Origin of the sequence: Levilactobacillus fuyuanensis (genome assembly GCF_003946395.1) — a bacterium.
Classification (GTDB): Bacteria; Bacillota; Bacilli; order Lactobacillales; family Lactobacillaceae; genus Levilactobacillus; species Levilactobacillus fuyuanensis.
Genome location: NZ_RHNZ01000006.1, coordinates 21,654 through 43,550, shown reverse-complemented (window position 1 = coordinate 43,550; position 21,897 = coordinate 21,654). Strand labels below are relative to the sequence as shown.

Genomic DNA, 21,897 nt, shown 5'->3' with positions numbered 1-21,897 from the left:
AATTCTACAAACGATGTGACTCGTTTGGATCATTATCTAATTGTGAACCGAAAACGTGCCGTTCCAAATTGGAGAGCCGCTTCAAGATATCCATGTTAGTGGCACTTGAAGTGGGTTGGCTGGTTGTTGAAGCTTGCCGTTGACTGCCGCCCACTTGCACTTGCTTCGTGAGTTCGTCAACTTTCGCCAACAACCGTTCGTTTTCTTCTTGAAGCCGCTGATTCTCCTTAACAAAGGTGTCATAGTCCTTAATGACGTTGTCTAAGAAACTATCAACATCATCTGGATCGTAACCACGCATCTTTTGTCGAAATTGCTTTTGCAAAATTTCCTTGGGAGTGAAATTAACGTTTTCCATTGATCTTTACACCTCGTTGTCTTATCAAACCGGCAATTAATATAATACCAGTTTTTATTCGATTTGGGAACCATTATTTAAATTTTCTTGATATTCATTGGCACTTTCTTGCAACCAATCCATATCGATTAGTGTTAGGGGGTAAGTATGCTGCTCCTGAAACTGCGTCACGGCGCGATAATCATACTTAGGTTTCCCTTCAACCTCTAAATCATATACCATTACGGCCTCGTCTGTATGGGTCAACATAAATTCTTGATAGTTTCTTAACTGTTGGGGCCCATGATAGGGTTGCTCGCTAACGGATTGGTGAAAATCAACCTGACTGGCCAGAGTCGCGTACTGGGCCTGATTGCCCTCGTTCCAATTACCCCCGAACTCGGCAAACGGCGTCATCATGGCCACCTTAAGCTCTGGATAATCCGCCTTGAGCTTCAAGCCGACCTCGGCAGCCCACTGCTCGACACCCAGCTGGCCACCGGTGATCAACCAATCCGTTCCCGACTCCACCTTATTGATCAACAATTTACGCAGCGTATCCTTAATGACTAGAAGTTTCGGGTCTTGATTCCCGAAAACACTCAGTTCATAGCTCCGATATCCCGTTAGCCAAAGTCGACTCACCAAACTACCCCCTTTTTGACTGGTCTATTCAAGTGTAGCGAAAATTAGGAGTGGACGCAATCAAAATACTTAAGTTATAGGAAAACAATTCTCAACCGAACGTTTGGGAGTTTTTATTTCACGGCCACCTTGGTATAATATCAATAACTGGGCCACAAATGAAAGCCAGCTTTCAATAAGGAGTGAGGAGTCTATGACTATTCGGTATCCCAATGGGAATGCCTACCAAGCGCCAGCATCAGCTACGCGGCCCAAGTTTGCCAGCCACTACACCAACTATGGTAAACGGGGTATGACGCTGGAAGAGGAATTGAACCAGAGTAATACCTATTATCAGACGCATGGGCTCGCCGTCGTTCACAAGAAGCCGACCCCCATTCGCATCGTCAAGGTCGACTACCCCAAGCGAAGTGCGGCAGTCATCAAGGAAGCCTACTTCAGCACGGCATCGACCACCGACTACAATGGTGTCTACCAAGGACACTACCTGGATTTTGACGCCAAGGAAACGAAGAACAAGGGGTCATTTCCGCTTAAAAATTTCCATCAACACCAGATTGATCATATGCGGGCCTGCACGGTTCAAGGCGGTATCTGTTTTGCTATTATCAAATTCGTTAGCCGCCAAGAAACCTACCTGTACCCCGCTGAAGATCTGTTTCACTTCTGGGATGACCAAGCTAACGGTGGGCGCAAGTCCATCCCCTATACGGAGATCGCCGCTAGTGGTATCAAGCTCACCGCGCAGCTTCAATTGCCGGTGCCCTATCTTAACGCCGTGGACCAGCTACTAAAGCGGTAGCTGACACGTTTAAACGTAAAGGAGATTACCATGTCTAGTAACAATTCAACCAGAGAGACCCGGATGAGCCGCAATGCCGAGCGTAATCCGAGTCCAGCCGGCAAATCCGGCGGGCCCAAACAACCACGCAACGGTTGGCGGGCCTTCCGTCGGGTGCTCTTCGTCATCGTTGCCATCGGGGTCTTAGGAATTCTGTTTGGCGCTGGCCTGTTCTTTTTCTACGCACAAAGCGCCCCAAAGATTTCACAATCCGCACTATCTAGTGACGCCTCAACGCGAGTCTACGATGCCAATGGCACTGTCATCTCGCGTCTGGGCGCCCAGAACCGGAGTTACGTGAAGTCCAGCAACATTCCCGATGGCTTGAAACAGGCCGTTGTTTCCACTGAAGACCGGCGCTTCTACAAGAATAACGGGGTCGATCCTATCCGAATCGTCGGAGCTGCCCTTGCTAACGTCACCGGTTCTTCACTGGGGATGCAAGGTGGGAGTACCTTGACGCAACAGTTGGTCAAGCTCTCTGTCTTCTCCACGGCTGCCTCGGACCGAACGCTCAAGCGTAAGGCTCAGGAAGCCTGGTTGGCCTTAAAGGTCGATCACAACTACTCTAAGGATCAAATCCTGGAATACTACATTAACAAGGTCTACATGGGTAACGGGGTCTACGGGATGCAAACGGCCGCACAGTATTACTACGGCAAGAGCCTCAGAAATCTCGACCTTGCCCAACTGGCCATGTTAGCCGGGATGCCACAATCCCCAACCAACTACGATCCAACCACCTACCCGGCATTAGCCAAGAAGCGGCGGGATCTGGTACTGGATGCCATGGCCAAGAACAACGCCATCACTTCGGCACAGGCTTCAGAGGCCAAAGCCACCAGTATTACGGCCGGCCTGTCCAAGACACATAAATCAACGGCGGTGGCGAGTGCCAAGACCACCAAGGTTATCGATGCCTACCTCAAACAAGTGTATGCCGAACTCAAGTCTAAGGGGTACAACACGACAACAGGTGGCTTGAAAGTTTACACCAATCTCGATATGGGCGCCCAAAAGAAGCTCTACAACATCGTTAACGGCAGTGCCTATGTCAACTTCCCTTCTAGCAAATTCCAAGTTGGCTCGACCATCGTTGATCCAAATAATGGGAAAGTCGTCGCCATGATCGGTGGCCGGAAGACTGGTAACGTGACCTTCGGGTTAAACCGCGCCGTTCAGACCGACCGTTCCAGTGCCTCGACTGCTAAGCCGCTAATGGATTACGGTCCGGCTATTGAATACCTCAAGTATCCTACCTATGAACCGGTGAAGGATACGGCGTTTACGTACCCAGGTACGACCAAGAACCTTTACGACTGGGACAGGCAGTACCAAGGCACCATCACCATGCGTAAGGCCCTCTACGAGTCACGGAACATCCCCGCTATTCGAACCCTCCAAAACGTAGGTATCAAGAAAGCCACGACCTTCTTGGATGGTCTCGGGATGTCCTTTGATAAGACGCTGACCTTACAAAACGGGATTGGCCTGTACATTTCAACCGAACAGGAAGCTGCGGCCTACGCCGCCTTCGCCAACGGTGGGACGTACTACAAGCCTTACTTAGTCTCTAAAGTTGTTACCCAAGATGGGAAAGCCCACAACTATGTTTCGACTGGAAAGCGCGCTATGAGTGCGGCAACTGCCTTCATGTTAACGGATATGATGAAAGATGTTATGACTAACGAAAACGGGTCAGGTCGCTCGGCCGCCATTTCTGGCCTATACCAAGCTGGAAAGACTGGGACGGACTCTTACCCTGACGATTACGCGGACAAGGTGCCAGATGGCGCAACAATGGACTCCTGGTTCACTGGTTATACCAAGAACTACTCTGTCTCCGTGTGGACCGGTTATGACAAGCAGTTCCAGACCGGCCACTACGTCAGTGAAACGCAGACCACGATTGCTCAGGAAATTTACAAGTACACCATGAGTTATTTGGCCACTAAGAGTACCAATACTAACTGGACCAAGCCAAGCACGGTCACCCAGACCTCGCAGAACGGCAAGACCGAGTACTACGTCACCGGTCATCCGGGAACCGTCACCGACACGACGGCTACCAGCCAGTATGGGTCCACGAACACCACGAGTTCCTCAGTCTACAGCAGTAATGGTCAGGTCACGACCAGCTCCAGTAGCTCGCGCGTCGAATCATCCACCACTGAATCCAGCACCAGTAAGGAATCTTCCAGCACGGAACAGACCCCTGGCGGTGGCAATGGAGATGACGATAACGACACAACAACCAACTCAAGTTCCACGACCACGTCATCCGCAACAACGACCAAGAGTAACGATGACGCCAAGAAATAAGCTATAGCTATATACGAAAGGCACCGCCAGCCATCTCAAATGAGATTGACTGGCGGTGCCTTTCGTATATAGTCGCATACTTCCGTTTTCAGTTATCTGTTAATTTAAAAATCGGCACATTCGGAATATCATTACCTGGCGTCGCAGTTGGCTTCGATGATGGCCGTGGATTCTGACGTTCCTTGTCACGCTGAACCTGAGCAGCCGTCTTCAAATTCTTCTTTTCCCAGTTCAATAGGATGCGATCCATATACTTGAGACTGTAAGCCTGACTCAAGACAGCTTCCTTCAGAGCAAGCTGAATCAGTTCTGGGCGATAATGGTCGTCATCCAACCACTGATTGATGCTTTCCATCTCGAGGGGCGACAGTGGCCGGCCAAACTCCGTCTCAATCTGATTAAATACCGTTGACCGGTCGTTGGTGGCCGCCACCTTGACTTCCTTTTGTGTGGTCTGTACGGCCAACTGACTTAGCTTTTCCATCAACAACCGAAAGTCATAAGCATCGCGCTTCTGGCCGTTACCATCTGGCACACTAGTAATCACCATCAGTTTGTTCACAATCAATTCGTGCAAAATTTGATAGACCCGTTGCTTGTCCCAACCCAAGTGAGCCGCCATGACATCCGCTTCGGGCATCGATTGCCCCCGGTCCATGTAGCGTCGTAGCTGAAGAAAGACCAACAGTTGGTCGGTCGTCATCCCCACCTCGCGGAAGTGATCGAGTAGGTAATTGGCGATGCTCGTCTGTCCATCTTGAATATAGCGCTGTGTAAAGTCTTCCATGAAAGGTCCCCCTGATTCTAAAAATTTCTGTTTAAATGTCGCTTAGTTTTCCAATTAAGGGCAAGAAACGACCGAACCCCTAGTAGCAGTTCGATCGTCTCACCAACCCTTCCAAAACACTGACTAATTTGTGATAACTTAGACGCTCATAAACGCCTTAAGCCGGTCTACCGCCGTCTGTAGCGTATCCAGATCGGTCGCATAACTCAACCGAATATGTCCCGGCAAGCCAAACGCCTCACCGGTGACCGTGGCCACGTGAGCCTCATTCAAGACTTGCGTGACAAATTCTGCGGTCGAGGTCACGCCCTTTAACGCCATCGCCCCCGTCACATCGGGGAAGAAGTAGAACGCGCCGGCCGGCTTGGTTAACTTGAATCCGGGCAAAGCCGCCAGTTGTGGATAGATGACATCTCGCCGGTGTTTGAAACCAGCCTTCATCTGCGCCACTGAATCTTGACTGCCCGTCAGAGCCGTCGTAGCCGCTGCCTGACTCACAGCCGCTGGATTTCCCGTCATGTGGGATAGCACCGTCTTCAGGGCCCCCGCAATCGTCGCATTCGCTACCGCATAACCAATCCGCCACCCCGTCATCGCATAAGTCTTCGAGACCCCATTGATCAACACGGTGTGGTCGTCGATAGCCGGTGCGATGCCCAGCATGGTTGGTGCCGCGGCTGTTTGGTCATACAGGAGTTCCCCGTAGATCTCATCGGCAACGACGATCAGGTCGTGAGCCACGGCAAATTCGCCAATGGCCTGCAGTTCAGGCCGCGTGTAAGTCGTCCCACTCGGATTCTGTGGTGAATTCAAGACAATTGCCTTGGTTGCTGGTGTGAGCGCACTAGCTAACTGGTCGGATGTCACCTTGAGACTGGCCGTTGGGGCAACCTCGACTGGTTGGCCCCCGGCGAGCTTGACCTGTTCGCTGTAGCTAACCCAGTACGGTGCCGGTAAAAGTACCTCATCGCCGGGATTCAACAACACTTGGAACAACGCGTAGAGCGCCATCTTAGCCCCAGTCGTCACGACCACTTGGCTGGAATCGACCTGCACACCATGTAGAGTTGCGAGATTAGCCGCAATGGCTTGACGTAACGGCAAGACCCCTTCCGTTGCCGTGTAGCCGTTGACCTGATCGGCCTGAATCGCCGTGACCGCTGCATCCTTGATGGATTGGGGCGTGGCGTAATCCGGTTGACCCACGCTTAAATTGATGACATCGATCCCTTGGGCTTGTAACGCTTGGGCCCGTTGACCGGTCGCAAGCGTTGCCGAGGGACTGACTGCTGAAGCTCGCTTAGACAATTGCATATGAATCCGCCTCCGTTAAACGATTATGTAGGACCACCCGCACGACAGGATCGTTGTGCGGGTGGCAGTTATTCAGTGATTTGGACGACATTAACCGTCGATCCACTCATCACTATTAGATATTCGAAATTTGTTGTAACACTTTACCATTACGATACTCATACGTCAGGTAGCAGAGCTTGCCACTCTTATTCAGGTAGCTGATCTGCCAAGCCGGTTTGCCGTTAAACATGCTCAACGCCGCCGACAGAACCTTCTTGGGATTCCGATTCCAGACCCGTTGGAGTGCCGCATTCCGAGAGAGGCCCTCGCTTTGCTTGAGCACCGTCACGTTGTCCCCCGACTTGGGCACAATGGCGTAGACGGCCTGCTTAGCCTTGTTCTTCCCAGCAACCGTGTAGTAAGTCGTATCCAGATTGGTCCAGTAGAACCCACTAGTGCTGGTCAGATGGCCAGACTTTTTGGCGACCGACTCGGCCCGCGTTTGGTCTTGGCTGAGGGGTTTCGTGGCTTTATTGATCACGTAACCCGCGCTCAGCAACAGCACGAGGATCACGATTAATACACTGAGTAATACCCAATGCCGTGGTCGCTGGCGCCGTTGATATTGTTGTCTCATCAATTTTCCATCGTACTCCCTTGTCAGAATTCAATCTTGTCCAATTATATCAAACTTCTGGCGGTGTCACCGACTTGGTCGGCTTTTTTTCGAAAAAATTAACTAAACCTTGGGAAATCGCCGTGACATCCCCGGTCGTCCGTGGCAACTCAGCCGGTAGCGCACGAAGAATACTCTGACCGTAGTGCCGTTCAATCAACCGTTGATCCAGAATCACAATGGCGCCACGATCCGTCGGCGTCCGGATCAGCCGACCCACGCCTTGTCGCAGCTTCAGCGTCGCCGCTGGTAAGGCCGCGTTATAGAATGGATTCTTCCCGGCCGCTTCTAACCGAGCATAGTCGGCCTTCACGAAGACCCGATCCGGAGAATCGAACGGTAGCCGCGTCACAATCAGCAATTCCAATTGTTCGGCGGGCAAGTCGATGCCTTCCCAGAAACTAGCTGCACCTAACAAGATGGCGCCATGACTGGTAGCAAATCGTTTGGCAATCCGTTCACGACTCCCACTGATACCCTGGGCAAAGATCTCATGTTGGGCGAACTCGGGCTGTTCAACTAACTTCTGATAAACCTGTTCAATGACACTCAAAGAATTGAATAGAATTAGCGTCTGCTTATTGACGGCCCCCGCAATCTGAGTGATTGCTGCGGTCAGGTAGACCACGTAGTCTGCTGGCGCAACCCGACTCAGTTCGGGACCCGTATCGGCAATGAATAACTGAGACTGTTCGCCGTAGTCAAAGCTCGACCGCATCCGGTGGGTCACGGTCTCATCTCGGTCCAAATCAAATTGGTCCAGAATGTATTGCGAACGACCAGAAGAAAAGAGAGTTGCTCCCGTTAACAGAACCGGCTGGAAGTGCGCATAAATTTGCCGACGCAGGAAGCCTTCAGTTGCCAACAAGCCACTCGCAAATTGTAAACTGTTCCGGTCACCCACATGGTTGATGGTCACCCAGAAAAGACTGGCGGTATGGGTCTTCGTCACCTGGGCAAAGATGTCCTGTAACTGTGAGACTTCATCGTCAAACTGGTGAATTCGCGTATCGACCTGCTCGAACAAGTGACGTTCGGAGGCCGAGCAGCGATCCTGCTGACGATCGAAGCTTTGCCGCAAACCACCCAGCTGAGCCAAAAGATCCGTCGTATCGGCTACAATCGTCGCAACCAACGGATCGGTCTGGGGACGTAAAGCGTCGAGTTCTTCAGTCGGAATTAATTTTTCAATTGTCTGGTTCTGATTATTCCCCCGCTGTCGAGCGAGAAAGGCCAGGAACAACTGATTGACCAGCTGATTCAACGACTCCTCCAACTCTTCACTCAACAAAACCAACCGGTGTAACGTGTTGGTTGCCTGCGTGTCGCCGGTGAACAGTGCCAACAGGCTCGGGCCAATCTCACGGTTGATATCGCGTTGAATATGATGCAGCATGTTGGTCAACTGGGCGAACTTAATCTGTGTCCGGCGTTGCCGCAAAGTATTTTCTGCTAAGTGTTGGGCTTCATCGACGACCAGATATGGCCGGTCAAGGCGCTCGCCCAGTTCGCTGGCATGCTCGCTGAGGTACGCATGATTCACAATAATCACTTGGGCCTGTGTCATCCGTTGATCCCGGCGTCGCAAGAAGTCATCCTCATAGAAAGGATTGTCTGTACGCGTCGTCCCTTCATGAACGACCTCCTGAAAGTACGGTGCTCGGTACGTGGCCAAATGTAGCTCGTCCAAATCACCAGTCGTGGTCATCGTCAGCCAAACCAGCAGACGAAGCTTCAACAGCTGCGTTTGCTTCGAGGTCTCAGCTACCTTCAACGTCGCTGCAAACTTCTGCAGGTCCAGGTAGTGTCGACTTCCCTTAACCAACACGGCGTTGATCTGAAATGGCACGATCTGATTAAGCAACGGTAAGGTCTGATCCAGCAGTTGTTCCTGCAGAAGCGTCGTTGCCGTACTGATCACCACTGTAGGCCCCTGTTGGTTCAGATAAGCCATGGGCAACAGATACCCCAGGCTCTTCCCGATACCAGTTGGTGCTTCAACGATCATCTGCTTAACGGGATGCTGATCACTCGCAGCATAGTTGTTGTAAATATAATTCATCATTTTGGCCTGTTCTGGCCGCCACTCCAAATTGTCTGGCATGAGTTTTTGTTTTTGTTTCTTGGTCTTAGGATATTTAACCGGTTCTGCCAGCGTCGTCGCCGGTAAAGTCGCTGGTCGGCGTAAGGCCAAACCGTTCTTGACATACAGGTAATCCGGCAATTTCCGTGGCTTCTCATTGTTCAAGCGTAAGGCCACGTCAAAAAGTGCCGCTGTTTGTAGCGGTAGTTCAGGATGGAGATCAATCATCTGTTGCAGCGTCACCAACGGTAAAGCCCGGAGTCGCCGAAAGAGAAAAATAAAGAGTTCCGCCGTGGCACTAGCATCGCTATCCGCAGAGTGCGGATTGTCATGTTCAATGTTGAAGAGACTGCTCAAGTCGCGGAGCCGGAAACTCGCTGCTGTTGGCAGTAAAATCTGACTAAGCGATACCGTGTCAAGGCCCTCAATTGTCAATTCGGGATAACCCACGCGGGCAAACTCCGCATTGATAAAGGGTAAATCAAAATTAACGTTGTGCGCCACAAAGACCGTATTGGTCAATTGGCTATACAACGTCGCGGCGACATCGTCAAAGAGCGGCGCGTGCCGGACGCGTTTGTTCGTAATCCCCGTTAACCGTGAAATCGACGCAGGAATCTCCCGCAACGGATTCACATCAGTCTCGAAGTGATTAATAATCTGATTATGCTGGACGAAGACGCACCCAATCTGGATAATGCGGTCGCCATCTGTCACACTGGTTCCAGTAGTCTCAATATCAACCACCGCGTAAACCGTGTCTTTATCCATAATATGCTCACCAATTTCTGCACAATTGCGTTAATAACTGGCACTATGATACACCACTTAAGCCAGTAGCGCTACTACGGTCTCAGCCAAAATAGGGTTTGATCAACATTGCCGCTACACATCGCCTTCGGCTGCCAAGAATTCCGGCTGCTGTGGGGACCGGTAAAAGCCTGAAGGAGCGGTCTTTCACCTTGACATAGACTTTTGTCAAAGCCCATGTCATAAACGCCAAGTCACCGTCTCAATGGTCTCACCATCCCGGCTGGCTACACCCTCGACCGCGCGTGAACGACGACAAATGCCTTCCTAAAATTTCATAACATTTTTTATATTTTTACACGAAACTGGCAGAAAGGGTGCTATTGGGTTCCCTTCACGCCCGAATAGCAACAAAGGTTTCAACTAACGCAAACAGTCACACACCATCTACATTTTTACCAGGTTTCACCGTTTTTTCGAAAAACTTTCTATAGAAAGGGTTAATTTTTCGTAGATTTGCAAATTTTCCGCGGCAAAACTAGCACATTAGTAATCAGTAGAGTATGATATTCTGGTAGGAAATTTAATGAAGAAAGTGAGCGAGTGACCTTGGGCAAAACGGTAAGCGGACAAAGTAATGCCAAAATTATTCTCATCGGTGATCATAGCGTGGTCTACGGCCAACCTGCGATTGCCCTGCCATTACCCTCCGTAACGACTAATGTCACGATGCGGTCGGTGACTGCCGGACAACGATTGACGAGTCGTTACTTCGACGGACCAATCGTGCAGTTGGGCCAAAACTTAGCCGGTGTCGCCAAACTAATCGACACCTTGCTTAGCCGTTTTGACGGTCACGAAACACCGTTTGAAATGAATATCACCAGTGATCTACCGGCCGAACGTGGCATGGGGTCTTCCGCGGCCGTTGCCGTAGCGATCACCCGGGCCATGTACGCTTTTTTTGACCGCCCGTTAAATCGCGATCTCTTGCTCGCCAACGCCGATATTGCTGAAAAGATCACCCATGGGAATCCCAGTGGGATCGACGCCGCAACAGTCAGTTCAGATGTCCCTATCTGGTTCGTTCCCCACCAGGAGACCACACAGATTCCCTTTGCTTTGCAGGGGTACCTGGTGATTGCCGACAGTGGCATCAAGGGACAGACTGGTAAAGCCGTCTCTGCCGTAGCTCGACGAAAGACGACATTGCCAACTGAAACCGACTTACAGATTCAAACGTTGGGCCGACTGAGTGCCGACGCTCGAACGGCCCTAGCCAAACCCGATTTAAACCGTTTGGGAGCCATTATCAGTGAGGCTCAAACGCAATTACGTGGCTTGGGTGTCAGCTCGCTTGAATTAGACCGCTTGACCCAGGTTGCCACCACTAATGGTGCACTAGGCGCCAAACTTACCGGTGGCGGCATGGGCGGCTGTCTCATCGCCCTGTGTCCCGATCTGACGACCACGCAACGCGTCCAAAAAAGTCTGATCGATGCCGGTGCCACAGCAACGTGGATCGAAGCTTTCAACTTAGAGGAGGAAACCGAATGAACGCAACGGTAACCGCAAGAGCACATACCAACATTGCGCTGGTCAAATATTGGGGTAAGGCCGATACCGAGCTAATGCTGCCGCAAACGAGTAGTCTTTCGCTCACCCTTGACCAGTTCTACACGGATACCACGGTCACATTCGATGACCAGCTGACTGCCGACGAAGTGACCGTTAACGATCAGTTACTCTCTTCGGAAGCGGCCAAAAAAGTACATAACTTTCTCAACTTGGTGCGCCAACAAGCTTCGCGCACCTCTTTTGCGCGAGTAACTTCCGTGAATCACGTGCCGACCGCTGCGGGTTTGGCGTCCTCAGCCTCCGCTTTTGCGGCGTTAGCGGGTGCTGCCAGCCGAGCTGCCGGCATGGATCTTGACCGGACCGCCCTGTCGCGGCTCGCTCGGCGCGGATCGGGTTCCGCCACCCGCTCCATTTTCGGTGGATTCGTCGAATGGGAAGCGGGTCACGATGACCTTAGCTCCCGTGCGGTGCCCCTGATTGAAGACGTAACCTGGCCCATCGCCGTAGTGGCACTGGTCTTAGACCCCCACCACAAGAAGGTCAGCTCGCGCCAAGGGATGCAAAGTAGCGTCACCACCTCGCCGTTCTATCCGGCTTGGAAGCAGATTGTTGCCGATGACCTCGATGCGATTAAGCCCGCGATTCGCGCGCAGGATTTCACAACGCTGGGCGAAACACTGGAGACCAATGCCATGCGGATGCACGCGCTGACGCTCAGCGCCCGGCCGCCCTTTAGTTACTTCAACGGAGACACCCTGACCGCCATGCAGACGGTCAAGGGGCTTCGGGCGGCCGGCTTAGAATGCTATTACACCCTGGATGCCGGTCCAAATCTGAAAGTCTTCTGTCAAACGGCAGACGTTTCTGCAATTCAGGAGCGCTTCGCCCGTCAATTCGGAAGCGATAACGTTATTGTGGCCCATCCAGGCCCTGGTATTCAATTTTTAAACAAAGCCTGACCATTTCAAGATTTAAACCAACTACAACTTACTAAACTATTAACTGTTACAGAAGGGACCTGATTTTTTGATTTCCGCGCAAGCACCCGGAAAACTCTATATTGCTGGCGAATACGCCGTGGTTGAGCCGGGCTATCCGGCCATTATTGTGGCCTTGAACCAATTTGTGACCGTCACAATTACACCTAGCCACGATTACGGGCGGATCGCCTCCAAACAATACCAAGAGAACTCCCTCTACTGGCAACGCCAGGGAACCGAGCTCGTTTTTGACAACCGGGACAACCCCTTCCACTATATCCTGTCGGCCATTCGATTGACTGAACAGTACGCCCAGTCACTGGGCAAGCCACTCGCCATTTACCATTTGAACGTCAACAGTGACCTCGACAGCGCCGATGGTAAGAAGTACGGTCTGGGCTCCTCGGCCGCCGTGACTGTGGCGACTGTAAAGGCTCTGTGCCAATTCTACGGCATCGATATGCCCAAGGATCGCCTGTTCAAATTGGCCGCTATCGCTCATTTGGACGTCCAAGGCAACGGCTCTCTGGGTGACATCGCCGCCTCCGTTTACGGCGGTTGGATTGCCTATCAAGCCTTCGACCGCGACTGGCTGGCTTCAGCACGTCGTGAAATTAGCCTGACCGACCTATTGACGATGGATTGGCCCGGCCTGCAGATTGAACTGTTAACGCCACCGGAACCCCTTCGTCTGATGATTGGTTGGACCGGTACGCCGGCTTCCACCTCCCATCTTGTCGACAAGGTCGCCCTCTTTAAGGCTACCCGGCGTGACGACTATCACGCCTTTCTACGGGAAAGTAAAGCTTGTCTACAACGGATGATTGCTGGCTTCCACGACCAGGACCTCGATGCCATTCAAAGAGAGATCGACGTCAACCGGCAACTGCTGAACCAGCTGGCCAACTTGAGCCATGTTACCATTGAGACTAAGTTACTAAAGACCATGTGCGACATTGCTGTTCATATCGGCGGTGCGGCCAAGTCCTCTGGTGCCGGTGGTGGTGACTGTGGTATCGTCATCATCAACGCGGCCAATGACCTGGCTAGTCTGCTAAAGGAATGGGAACACCGCGGTATTGAACCTTTGAAATTAAACGTCCATCACGTGATTGAGTAAGGAGCCCACTTATGGCACAACTATCCCGCCACGCCCACCGGAAGGACGAACACCTTTCGCTGGCTGAAAAATTTTACCAGGAACACGCCGCTAGTCAATTCGACCAGTTGCGGTTCGTGCACCAGAGCTTACCAGAAATGGCATTCAGTGACGTGAACCTACAGACTCAGCTGGGCCCGTTGACACTACCCGTACCAATGATGATCGAAGCCATGACAGGTGGGAGTCCGCGGACGGGCAAAGTCAACGCCATGCTGGGCCGTATCGCTGCCGCGACGGGGATGCCCGTCGCCAGCGGATCACAGAGCATTGCTCTCAAAGATGCCGCTGCTGTGCCGACTTTCACCGTGTTGCGGGAAAATAACCCCGATGGTTTAGTCTTTGCCAATATCGGCGCCGGTCACACGGTGGCCCAAGCACGAGCAGCTGTGACCATGTTGGCAGCCGATGCCCTGGAAGTCCACGTCAATGTGGCCCAGGAGTTGGTCATGCCTGAGGGTGATCGTGACTTTCACTGGTTGGCTGAAATCGGAGAAATTGTGGCCGCACTCGACGTTCCGGTAATCGTTAAGGAAGTCGGTTTCGGGATGGCCCACGAGACACTGGCCCAGTTGGCTAACGTCGGCGTAAAGTTCGTAGATCTTGGCGGGCGGGGCGGGACAAATTTCGCGCAAATCGAAAACTTCCGTCGCCCGGAAAAGGAACTCAACTACCTGGCTGGTTGGGGACAATCAACGGTCGAGTCTCTGTTGGAAGCCCAGCAGACTCCCAACTTAACGGCCATCGCTACCGGTGGTGTTCGTCACCCCCTCGATGTGGCCAAAGCCTTAGCGCTCGGTGCATCGGTCGTTGGCAGTGCCGGTCAAGTGTTACACAGTCTGATTAAGACCGATGAAGCCACGACCACGCAAATGTTGCTGGATTGGCAAACGGGACTCAAGACAATCATGACATTACTTGGTACCCACAACTTGGCGGAACTCCGGGAACAGAAACTTATTTTGCCCCCCGAATTAGAGAGTTATTGCCGGCAACGTGGGCTAACTCAGTAGCGCTTTTTGCTTCTTACAAACATTAAAATTTAGAAAATCCCCATAGCAGGACAAACATGGTTGTTAAAAGCCAGTGTTGCCGTGCTATGGGGATTTTTGATTACTCTTTAATTGATTAAATCGTCATTAGTCCTGCAGATCTTCATCATAGACCGTAAAGCGCAGCCCTTTAGGGAAGAAGTTCTTCACCGTCGCGCCAACGACCTTACCGAAACCAACCGGCTGACTGTCACACGTCAATAGGTACCAGCCCTTCTGTGGCGCCGTCGCCAACGTGAAGGTTTCGCCGTGAACCCAGGCCCGCCACTGATCAGTGGTGATAGCCAGTGTTTGCGCCACGTTTTGCGGGTCGCTCGCTAAGGCCAATGCGTAGGCCGGTTCGAAGCGGTTCTTCTTGAACGTTCCTAAATGTAAGCCGGGACGGAAAACGTGGCACTTCTTCAGATTGGGTAATCCGGCCGGTACGGCAAACAGTTGATCCTTGACGGTGATCAAATTGTCAAACGAATCTTGCCCCAGAACTTCGGTGGCAAAGGCCTGCCACAATTTGCGTTGATCACCCGTCAACTGTGTCCCCAACTTGGCTTGGCCGTGAACAGCTGGTACATCACCGGTGTCCCGTTCGAGCTTCGCCACAAAGTGACCCTCACCCTTCATCAGGTGTGGGAATAACCGCGCAGCCTTCTTGAGCTCTGGATTGCCGTTAGCCCATTCTGGACGAGCATCCACGACGCCACCAACCTTCTTGATCGGCACCAGGTGGAACTCTGGGAAGTTATCCAACACCCAGGCCATCATCTGTTCGTCCTCTTCCGGTGCAAAAGTACACGTCGAATAGATCAACTGACCACCGGGTTTGACCATCTTCAAGGCTTCCGTCATGATTTCGCGTTGTCGTGTCGCACAGTCCTGAACGTAATCGAGGGACCAGTAGGACATGGCATCGGGATCCTTGCGGAACATCCCTTCGCCTGAACATGGCGCATCGACCAGTACCTTGTCAAAGTAGTCGGGGAAAACCGGACTCAAACGATCCGGTGACTCGTTCAAAATCAGCGCGGATTGCACGCCAAAGCGTTCGACATTTTCTGCCAACACCTTGACCCGCTTCCGGTTGATTTCATTGGTCACTAGCAGACCCGTTCCCTGTAAGTAGCTGGCCAAATGAGTGGTTTTCCCCCCAGGTGCGGCACACAGATCGAGCACCTTCTCGCCCGGCTGGGGTGCCGCCGTGGCACCGACAAACATGGCGCTCGGTTCCTGACTGTAAACGGCCCCGCTCTGGTGCATCAACGTCCGCCCACCAACCGTGCCGAAGTGGCCGAGTGGTTCATACGGAACCGGCTCAGCCGCGGTTAATTTGGCTGGCAAATCATGATGGGCCGGGTTAACCCGGTAGCCACTCAGACTCGGCGTGTCAAAACTCGCTAAAAAGTCATCGGCTTCTGAGCCCAATAGGTCGCGGTACTTCGTGATAAAGTCTTCAGGTAAATTCACCGTTATTCCTCCATTTTGCATCCTACAATTGATTTATTTGCTATATACATAATGCTAATTCGCTCAAATTCACTCTGCCTATTATACCCGTTTCGACCGGCCAGCACTACCCCACAGCTAGTTGAAATGGATGCAAGTCGCGGCGAGATATGTTACATTGAGAGGGTTACTTTGCTTCACCTACACGACTCTAAATCACTAATGCGAGGTGTTCTCTGTTGGAACGAAAATTAATCGCCATCGACCTTGATGGCACCACTTTAAATGCGGACGCCCAGATCTCTGCCAAGACGAAAGCCGTTTTGACTCAGGCGCGTGAAGCCGGTCACATCGTCAGTATCGTGACGGGTCGGCCGAACCGCATCTCCGCAAACTTTTATGATGAATTACATCTGGATGGTCCAATGATCAATTTCAACGGGAGTCTGGGCCACATCCCCCATCAACACTGGCATGACGAATACCAGTATACGTTCAGTAAGGACGTCGCCTTCGACCTCTTGGCTCACCGTGCCGAACTGGGGATCAACATGATTGCCGCCGAAGGCAAGAATCTCTTTCTGGCCGTACGGGACCATCCCGTCGAAGTTGGCTTCTTCCCAACCGTACTGCAGTCCAACGAAATCTTAAATCAAAAGACGCTTCAGCAAAACCCGATCAGTCTGACGGTCGCTGTTGACCGCAGTCATGAGGACCACCTGCTGAGCTACCTGCGACACAACTTCAACGATGTCGTGGACGCGGCACCATGGGGCGGCCCTAACGCCGTGGTTGAACTGGGCGTCAAGGGCGTTCAGAAGGCCACCGGGGTTGAAGTGCTGGCTCACCATTATCAGATTGACCGGAAAAACATCATTGCTTTTGGCGACGAACATAACGATGCCGCAATGATCGATTACGCCGGTTGGGGCGTGGCCATGCAAAACGCCACCGCACCAATCAAGAGTCTGGCCAATGACATGACCACATTCGATAATGACCATGACGGCCTAGCCACTTACCTGCAAGACTATCTCAAGCTAGCTGAATAGTTATGACACGAAACGCGTGAACTCGATTGGGGGCTCACGCGCTTTTTGATTGTCTGACCGATAAGAAGAAGTTGTCGCCTGCGGCCGTCAGGGATTCTGCCGCTGTGGGGACCGCCTACAGCCAAAGTGCTGGCTTCCAGCTCGGTTTGAAACCTCGCCAGATTCAGGCGAGTTTCCAAACACGTCCCACGCTGTAAGGCCAGGAGAATCACCTGGTCTAACACCGTTGTCACGGCTGGCGCCATCCCTGACCGCCTCCGGCTAAGCTAACTCTTACCCTTTATACGAATCAAATTACGGATACAATCATATCAAGCAATTGCCTCAACAGAGCTCGAATTAATCATCCAAAAAAACTTTCAGCCCTGAAATCCGTTAATCCTCAAGATATGATGTCATTAACTTCTGATAGAGTTCCGTGAAGTCCAAGTACATCTGCTGATCCACATATTCGTCAACTTGATGCGCCGTCTCGTTGCCGGGACCAAAGACGATGAATGGGTAATTGTTTCCCTTATCTTTTAACAGGTTGGAAGCATCAGTAACCGCTGGTAACGCCAGCTTGGGTACGGGTGCTCCTGCATAGGTCGCCCCAATAGTGGCCGCCAAGTTACTCAGTGAATTGTCTTTAGGTTCCTCAACAGGTGATTGTGACATGTAAATATCCATGGTCACCTGACCACCCTGTTCGTTTTCCTGCGTCACTAGCTGTTGCAAGACCTGTGTGACCGTGGCGTTATCGAACTCGGGAATCGTCCGAATATTCATTTCCGCCGTGGCCGCTGCTGGAATCGAATTGACCTGGTCGCCACCATTGAAGACGGTCGTATTGAAGGTCAGCTTCCCGAGAGCGGCGTTTTCACGGTCAGTCTTACGAAAGGCCTCGTTTGCCTGCCCCAACAACGATAACAGTGGATCAATGGCATTTTGACCCAGTTCGGGCATTGAACTGTGCGCCGCTTTACCCTTCGAGGTCAGCTTAACGTCCATGGACCCCTTGTGGGCGGAGAAAATGTGATAGCCGGTGGGTTCCCCGATGAGCAGGCCATCGACATCGTTCATATTACCGGCCTCATAGAAGGCCTCAGAGCCGGTCTCACCGACTTCTTCGCCGACGGTTGCCATTAGTCGAATCGTACCTTTAGCGGGCTGTCCGGCCGCATGAAGCTCGATCATCGCGATGACCAGCGCCGCGAGTCCCGCCTTCATATCCGTGATACCACGACCATAGAGCTTTCCGGCACGTGCCGTGACCTGGAACGGATCGGAGGCCCAGGCATTACTGTCGCCCGGAGCAACCACATCCATGTGACCGGAAACGCCGAACACTGGATGTCCGGAACCGATTTCCGCAATCAAATTAGCTCGTGAGTCACTCAAGGAAACGAGTTGCGCTTGAATATCATGTTGGGCGAACAGGTGTTGAAGATACGTCGCCACATCGGTCTCATGATCGTTAACCGACCGAATCGCCACCAAATCCGTGAGAATCTGTAATTTCTGTTCATCTGTAAACACTGCCATCGCTGATTCCTCCTTAGTTAAGTTGATTTTAACGCAAATAATTGTGAATCTCACTTATTTGCCCCCACATAGAATTTGGGACTAATTTATCTGTCATTGTCCTAGACACTCTATCCTCTGGATGCTGCCTACAGTTGACCCCTTTGTTTCTGCTCTGCCACAGAAATTGAGCCCTTTTGAAATCTGCCTTCTCTCGTCTAAACGACCCCTATACTATTACTAATGTAAAAATTGCCAAATTAGTCTCATCATTTTGATAAATAATTACACAAAACAAATTGTATACTACATACGACTGATAAATAAGGATTTCAAAATGAGTTACTTCTAACATTTAGTCTAAATTAGTTCAATATAAACCAAATACTCAAAAAAGATCCTTGATCTATATAGCAATCACATAATTTCACTCCATTTGTATATAGCAAAAAGCCTTACTAAGGGGAAATGCTTTTTCTCCAGGCAAAGCTTTCAATCAGTATTTTTACTGTAAATTCACATTCTTTTGTAGCAATCGCCCTGATTTCGGCAAAAATTACTAACATCAAATTTGACTAGCTTAGCCGGCATCAAACAATTGCGACATCATGAATCGAGACGCCAGTGTTAATCGTGAGCACCAACATTTTTGTAGAAACTCAACCTAAGCCGGAGTCTCTGGCCACCGCAGTGCGACCAGGTTACAGCAATCATGCACTTATTGTTCCACGATTAACCCTGTGTCTCCGTCATGAACCAGCCGAAGTCGGCGTATGATTCCCGCCGGTAGGCATCCCAAGCACCGATACCAACCATCAGCCCAGTGAAGCCATCGACATCCTCATCGGACAGGAAGCTGATATCGACTGGCTTGCCAACTGGCACCCACTTGGCGTTGACGTCTTCACGCCAGGAGAACTGTGCCTGCGCATCATCGGTCGTGACCCGCAGTTCGGCTGCTGAGCTGGCCACCGGAATCTTGATGGGCTCGAGTTCGGTTCGTTCGCCATCCTTGGCCTGAACCACGTCTAGCACCGTTTGATCGTTGCGTTCATCATAGCTCAAGCGTTCAAACAGCCAGTTGTGGTTGTCATAGTACAGGACTAGCCCTGCTGACTGTGAAAAATGAATCGGCTTAAATTTTAACTTGGTCGTCACCGTCTCGTGGAATCCGGTAACCGCCGTGGCCATCAGGGAGACGTCCATCCGAGAGAAGAACGACTGACGTCCGCGCATCCGTAAGCCTTGGTCTTGCAACGTCAGCCAATCCTTACTTGGACGACCATAGGGTGTGAGCCAGTGCAGGTCCAGCGTTGATTTACCAAAGTCATCAATCAACGTAAATGGTCGCTGGGCGTGTTCCAGCTCAACGCCAGTCATTCCCGGCGTCGAGGCCTTGGCCAAGTTACTGCCATCGGCCATCCGCAACCAGCCGTCATCCGTCCACACCATCTTCTGGAGCGACGTTTCCCGGCCGAGAATAGAGTGTAGTCCAGGCAATGGCCGCGCTGACAAGTGGGCAACGTACCATTCACCCGTTTGGGTAGAAACCAATGACCCGTGGCCCGCCTTCTGTAGCGGTGCATCTGGATTGTACAGGTCCGGACGCCCGGCATCTGGATCGTTACGCCGGTAATAGTAGTACGGTGTCGACGTAATAATCGGATTCTGGGGATCGGACTCGTATGGCCCGGCAATGTTCTTAGACCGCTGCAGGACGACCGCGTGACCGTAGCCGGTCCCACCTTCTGCCGTCATCAGGTAGTAGTAGCCGTCGTGTTTGTACAGGTGCGGTGCTTCCTGGGCCCCACGGTCGGTGCCGCCACGCGTGATCCGGACGGGATCGCCGATTAACTTGCCCTGCTTAGGGTCGAACTCTTCCAGAACGATTGCTCCGGGATGTTGATAGCCCAGCCGGGTCTCCCATTCCAACGTAACGACCCACTTGCGGCCATCATCGTCGTGGAACAGTGACGGGTCAAAGCCGATGGAATTGAGGTAAACGGGCTTACTCCAAGGTCCCATGATGCTTTCGGCCGACATGGTGTAGTTATCGGCGTCAAACATCCGGCCATCTTGATTATTCATCTTACTGTAGGTCATCCAGAATAGTTTGGTCTGCTTGTCATAGGACAGGTCTGGGGCCCAAATGCCACCCGGTGTCATGGTCCCGCGCAGATCCACCTCGGGAACGTCGGCCAGCGGATGGGCAATGAGCTCCCAGTTGGCTAGGTCCTTGGAATGGTAGACCTGAATCCCAGGATTCCAGTGAAAGGTTGACGTGGCAATGTAGTAGTCCTCACCGACCCGCAGGATTGAAGGATCCGGGGTGAAGCCGGGTAGGATTGGGTTTTGAATTTCAGTCATGACTAAACTCCTCCTTGAGTAGTGACCGCTAACTGACGGTCATTTTTAAATAGCAATTTTCATTAAGCGCTTACAATAAATATTGTACGCGTTTTCAAGAGCAAAAAAAGAGGATAATCCGTATAGAACTATCCCTAATTCGTACTATTCGATTTTTTCCTGACGCATGTACTCGCGAGGCGTTTGCCCGAAATGCTTCTTGAACTCTCGCGTGAAGTGACTGGGAGACGCATAAGCCAACTTGGCCGAAATCGCGTTGATTCGGGCTTTGGGCTGGCGCAGGAGTTCCTTCGCCGTGGCCAATTTGAGTGCGATCAGATACTGCTGTGGCGACTCATGATAATACTTCTGGAATAGCTTCAAGGCGTAGCTCTGCGAGATATTCCGGGCCGCAACGATCTTCGCTACGGACAGTTGCTGGGGTTCGGCGGCGTGGTAGATCTGATAGTCCAACTGGGCCTTCAGGTCACCGGCTAACTGGTGGCAGAGCATGAACTGGTCCACGTCGGCGGTCTGGGGTGTGAATTTTCCGGCGGCCTTCAGGTCCTTGACCAACGTCATGATGACGTCGATCACGCTCACCTGTAAGTCCAATTGATCGGCCAAATTATAGTCTGGACCAATCATCGCCATGAGGTGCTCGGCCTGGGCCCGCAACGCTGGATAAATTGCATCGGCCGCCGTGATGACCCGGCCAGCATACTCGCGAATCAACAGGTAGCGTAAGGCCGGGTCGTCCAGATTAAAGTGCATGCAGAAGTATGTCATCGGTCGATGGTCCAACGCGTAATTGGTATGACGCGTCTCAATCGGAATCACCGTGAATTCCCCAGCCTGCAAAACGACCTCACCCGTTTCGGTAATGGTGCGCTGCCGGCCCTTTAAAATGTACATCAGCTCAAAGGCCGGATGCTCCTCGGCCGGCCACTGCCAGTCGGCGGGAACGGTCTCCTGATGACCGCCAAACAGTGTAAAGTGCGTGTTGATTACCGGCAAATAGTCGATTGCCATCCAGTTCTCCTCCTAACCAAA

The 21,897-nt window shown here is 51.8% G+C and carries 17 protein-coding genes; 7 read left to right on the top strand and 10 right to left on the bottom strand.

Going from position 1 to position 21,897, the window contains the following annotated elements:
* Positions 1–4: 4 nt before the first annotated feature.
* Positions 5–358, bottom strand: coding sequence for a cell division regulator GpsB (gene gpsB / locus EKM73_RS04050; protein WP_125700709.1), 354 nt, complete (start codon positions 356–358; stop codon positions 5–7).
* A gap of 54 nt (positions 359–412) precedes the next feature.
* Positions 413–982, bottom strand: a complete 570-nt coding sequence (locus EKM73_RS04045; protein WP_125700708.1) for a DUF1273 domain-containing protein — start codon at positions 980–982, stop codon at positions 413–415.
* 193 nt (positions 983–1,175) lie between these two features.
* On the opposite strand from EKM73_RS04045, the gene recU reads away from it, so the two are divergent.
* Positions 1,176–1,784 (top strand): Holliday junction resolvase RecU, encoded by a 609-nt coding sequence (gene recU, locus EKM73_RS04040; RefSeq protein WP_125700707.1) that lies wholly within the window; start codon positions 1,176–1,178, stop codon positions 1,782–1,784.
* A gap of 30 nt (positions 1,785–1,814) precedes the next feature.
* Positions 1,815–4,145 (top strand): transglycosylase domain-containing protein, encoded by a 2,331-nt coding sequence (locus tag EKM73_RS04035; protein WP_125700706.1) that lies wholly within the window; start codon positions 1,815–1,817, stop codon positions 4,143–4,145.
* Positions 4,146–4,233: 88 nt separating this feature from the next.
* Here the strand turns inward: EKM73_RS04035 and EKM73_RS04030 are convergent, their stop codons facing one another.
* The 4 genes from EKM73_RS04030 to EKM73_RS04015 form a co-directional block, all read right to left on the bottom strand.
* Complete coding sequence (locus EKM73_RS04030; RefSeq protein ID WP_125700705.1) at positions 4,234–4,932, bottom strand: DnaD domain-containing protein; 699 nt, start codon at positions 4,930–4,932, stop codon at positions 4,234–4,236.
* A 138-nt stretch (positions 4,933–5,070) separates the two neighbouring features.
* Positions 5,071–6,246, bottom strand: a complete 1,176-nt coding sequence (locus EKM73_RS04025) for a pyridoxal phosphate-dependent aminotransferase (protein ID WP_125700704.1) — start codon at positions 6,244–6,246, stop codon at positions 5,071–5,073.
* Between the two features lie 115 nt (positions 6,247–6,361).
* Positions 6,362–6,865 (bottom strand): cell wall elongation regulator TseB-like domain-containing protein, encoded by a 504-nt coding sequence (locus tag EKM73_RS04020; RefSeq protein ID WP_020089270.1) that lies wholly within the window; start codon positions 6,863–6,865, stop codon positions 6,362–6,364.
* 49 nt (positions 6,866–6,914) lie between these two features.
* Positions 6,915–9,758, bottom strand: coding sequence for a helicase C-terminal domain-containing protein (locus EKM73_RS04015; protein WP_125700703.1), 2,844 nt, complete (start codon positions 9,756–9,758; stop codon positions 6,915–6,917).
* A 588-nt stretch (positions 9,759–10,346) separates the two neighbouring features.
* Between EKM73_RS04015 and mvk the strand changes: the two genes are divergently transcribed.
* The 4 genes from mvk to fni all read left to right on the top strand — a co-directional run bounded on the left by mvk (position 10,347) and on the right by fni (position 14,467).
* Complete coding sequence (gene mvk / locus EKM73_RS04010) at positions 10,347–11,294, top strand: mevalonate kinase (RefSeq protein WP_125700702.1); 948 nt, start codon at positions 10,347–10,349, stop codon at positions 11,292–11,294.
* The gene (gene mvaD, locus EKM73_RS04005) at positions 11,291–12,274 is read left to right on the top strand and encodes a diphosphomevalonate decarboxylase (protein WP_125700701.1); all 984 of its coding nucleotides are present in this window, start codon (positions 11,291–11,293) and stop codon (positions 12,272–12,274) included. Before mvk ends, mvaD begins: the two co-directional genes overlap by 4 nt.
* A gap of 67 nt (positions 12,275–12,341) precedes the next feature.
* Positions 12,342–13,415, top strand: a complete 1,074-nt coding sequence (locus tag EKM73_RS04000; RefSeq protein WP_125700700.1) for a phosphomevalonate kinase — start codon at positions 12,342–12,344, stop codon at positions 13,413–13,415.
* An 11-nt stretch (positions 13,416–13,426) separates the two neighbouring features.
* Positions 13,427–14,467: a type 2 isopentenyl-diphosphate Delta-isomerase gene (fni, locus tag EKM73_RS03995; RefSeq protein ID WP_125700699.1), complete on the top strand. Its 1,041-nt coding sequence runs from the start codon at positions 13,427–13,429 to the stop codon at positions 14,465–14,467.
* 126 nt (positions 14,468–14,593) lie between these two features.
* Here the strand turns inward: fni and EKM73_RS03990 are convergent, their stop codons facing one another.
* The gene (locus tag EKM73_RS03990) at positions 14,594–15,964 is read right to left on the bottom strand and encodes an RsmF rRNA methyltransferase first C-terminal domain-containing protein (protein WP_125700698.1); all 1,371 of its coding nucleotides are present in this window, start codon (positions 15,962–15,964) and stop codon (positions 14,594–14,596) included.
* A 218-nt stretch (positions 15,965–16,182) separates the two neighbouring features.
* On the opposite strand from EKM73_RS03990, the gene EKM73_RS03985 reads away from it, so the two are divergent.
* Positions 16,183–16,995 carry a Cof-type HAD-IIB family hydrolase gene (locus EKM73_RS03985; protein WP_125700697.1) on the top strand — a complete coding sequence of 271 codons (813 nt, stop codon included), beginning with the start codon at positions 16,183–16,185 and terminating at the stop codon, positions 16,993–16,995.
* Between the two features lie 375 nt (positions 16,996–17,370).
* On the opposite strand, the gene EKM73_RS03980 is transcribed toward EKM73_RS03985, so the two are convergent.
* From EKM73_RS03980 to EKM73_RS13005, 3 genes are all read right to left on the bottom strand, one after another.
* On the bottom strand, positions 17,371–18,519 hold the full coding sequence (locus EKM73_RS03980) for an ArgE/DapE family deacylase (protein ID WP_125700696.1): 1,149 nt from the start codon (positions 18,517–18,519) through the stop codon (positions 17,371–17,373).
* Positions 18,520–19,230: 711 nt separating this feature from the next.
* Positions 19,231–20,865, bottom strand: a complete 1,635-nt coding sequence (locus EKM73_RS03975; RefSeq protein WP_125700695.1) for a glycoside hydrolase family 43 protein — start codon at positions 20,863–20,865, stop codon at positions 19,231–19,233.
* Between the two features lie 144 nt (positions 20,866–21,009).
* Positions 21,010–21,876, bottom strand: coding sequence for a helix-turn-helix transcriptional regulator (locus EKM73_RS13005; protein ID WP_125700694.1), 867 nt, complete (start codon positions 21,874–21,876; stop codon positions 21,010–21,012).
* Positions 21,877–21,897 lie beyond the last annotated feature (21 nt).

Coding starts and splice junctions, on each gene's coding strand:
- EKM73_RS03975 (WP_125700695.1), bottom strand. CDS start 20,865: ATGACTGAAATTCAAAACCCAATCCTACCCGGCTTCACCCCGGATCCT.
- EKM73_RS04035 (WP_125700706.1), top strand. CDS start 1,815: ATGTCTAGTAACAATTCAACCAGAGAGACCCGGATGAGCCGCAATGCC.
- EKM73_RS13005 (WP_125700694.1), bottom strand. CDS start 21,876: ATGGCAATCGACTATTTGCCGGTAATCAACACGCACTTTACACTGTTT.
- EKM73_RS04020 (WP_020089270.1), bottom strand. CDS start 6,865: ATGAGACAACAATATCAACGGCGCCAGCGACCACGGCATTGGGTATTA.
- recU (WP_125700707.1), top strand. CDS start 1,176: ATGACTATTCGGTATCCCAATGGGAATGCCTACCAAGCGCCAGCATCA.
- fni (WP_125700699.1), top strand. CDS start 13,427: ATGGCACAACTATCCCGCCACGCCCACCGGAAGGACGAACACCTTTCG.
- EKM73_RS03980 (WP_125700696.1), bottom strand. CDS start 18,519: ATGGCAGTGTTTACAGATGAACAGAAATTACAGATTCTCACGGATTTG.
- mvaD (WP_125700701.1), top strand. CDS start 11,291: ATGAACGCAACGGTAACCGCAAGAGCACATACCAACATTGCGCTGGTC.
- EKM73_RS04015 (WP_125700703.1), bottom strand. CDS start 9,758: ATGGATAAAGACACGGTTTACGCGGTGGTTGATATTGAGACTACTGGA.
- gpsB (WP_125700709.1), bottom strand. CDS start 358: ATGGAAAACGTTAATTTCACTCCCAAGGAAATTTTGCAAAAGCAATTT.
- EKM73_RS04030 (WP_125700705.1), bottom strand. CDS start 4,932: ATGGAAGACTTTACACAGCGCTATATTCAAGATGGACAGACGAGCATC.
- EKM73_RS04025 (WP_125700704.1), bottom strand. CDS start 6,246: ATGCAATTGTCTAAGCGAGCTTCAGCAGTCAGTCCCTCGGCAACGCTT.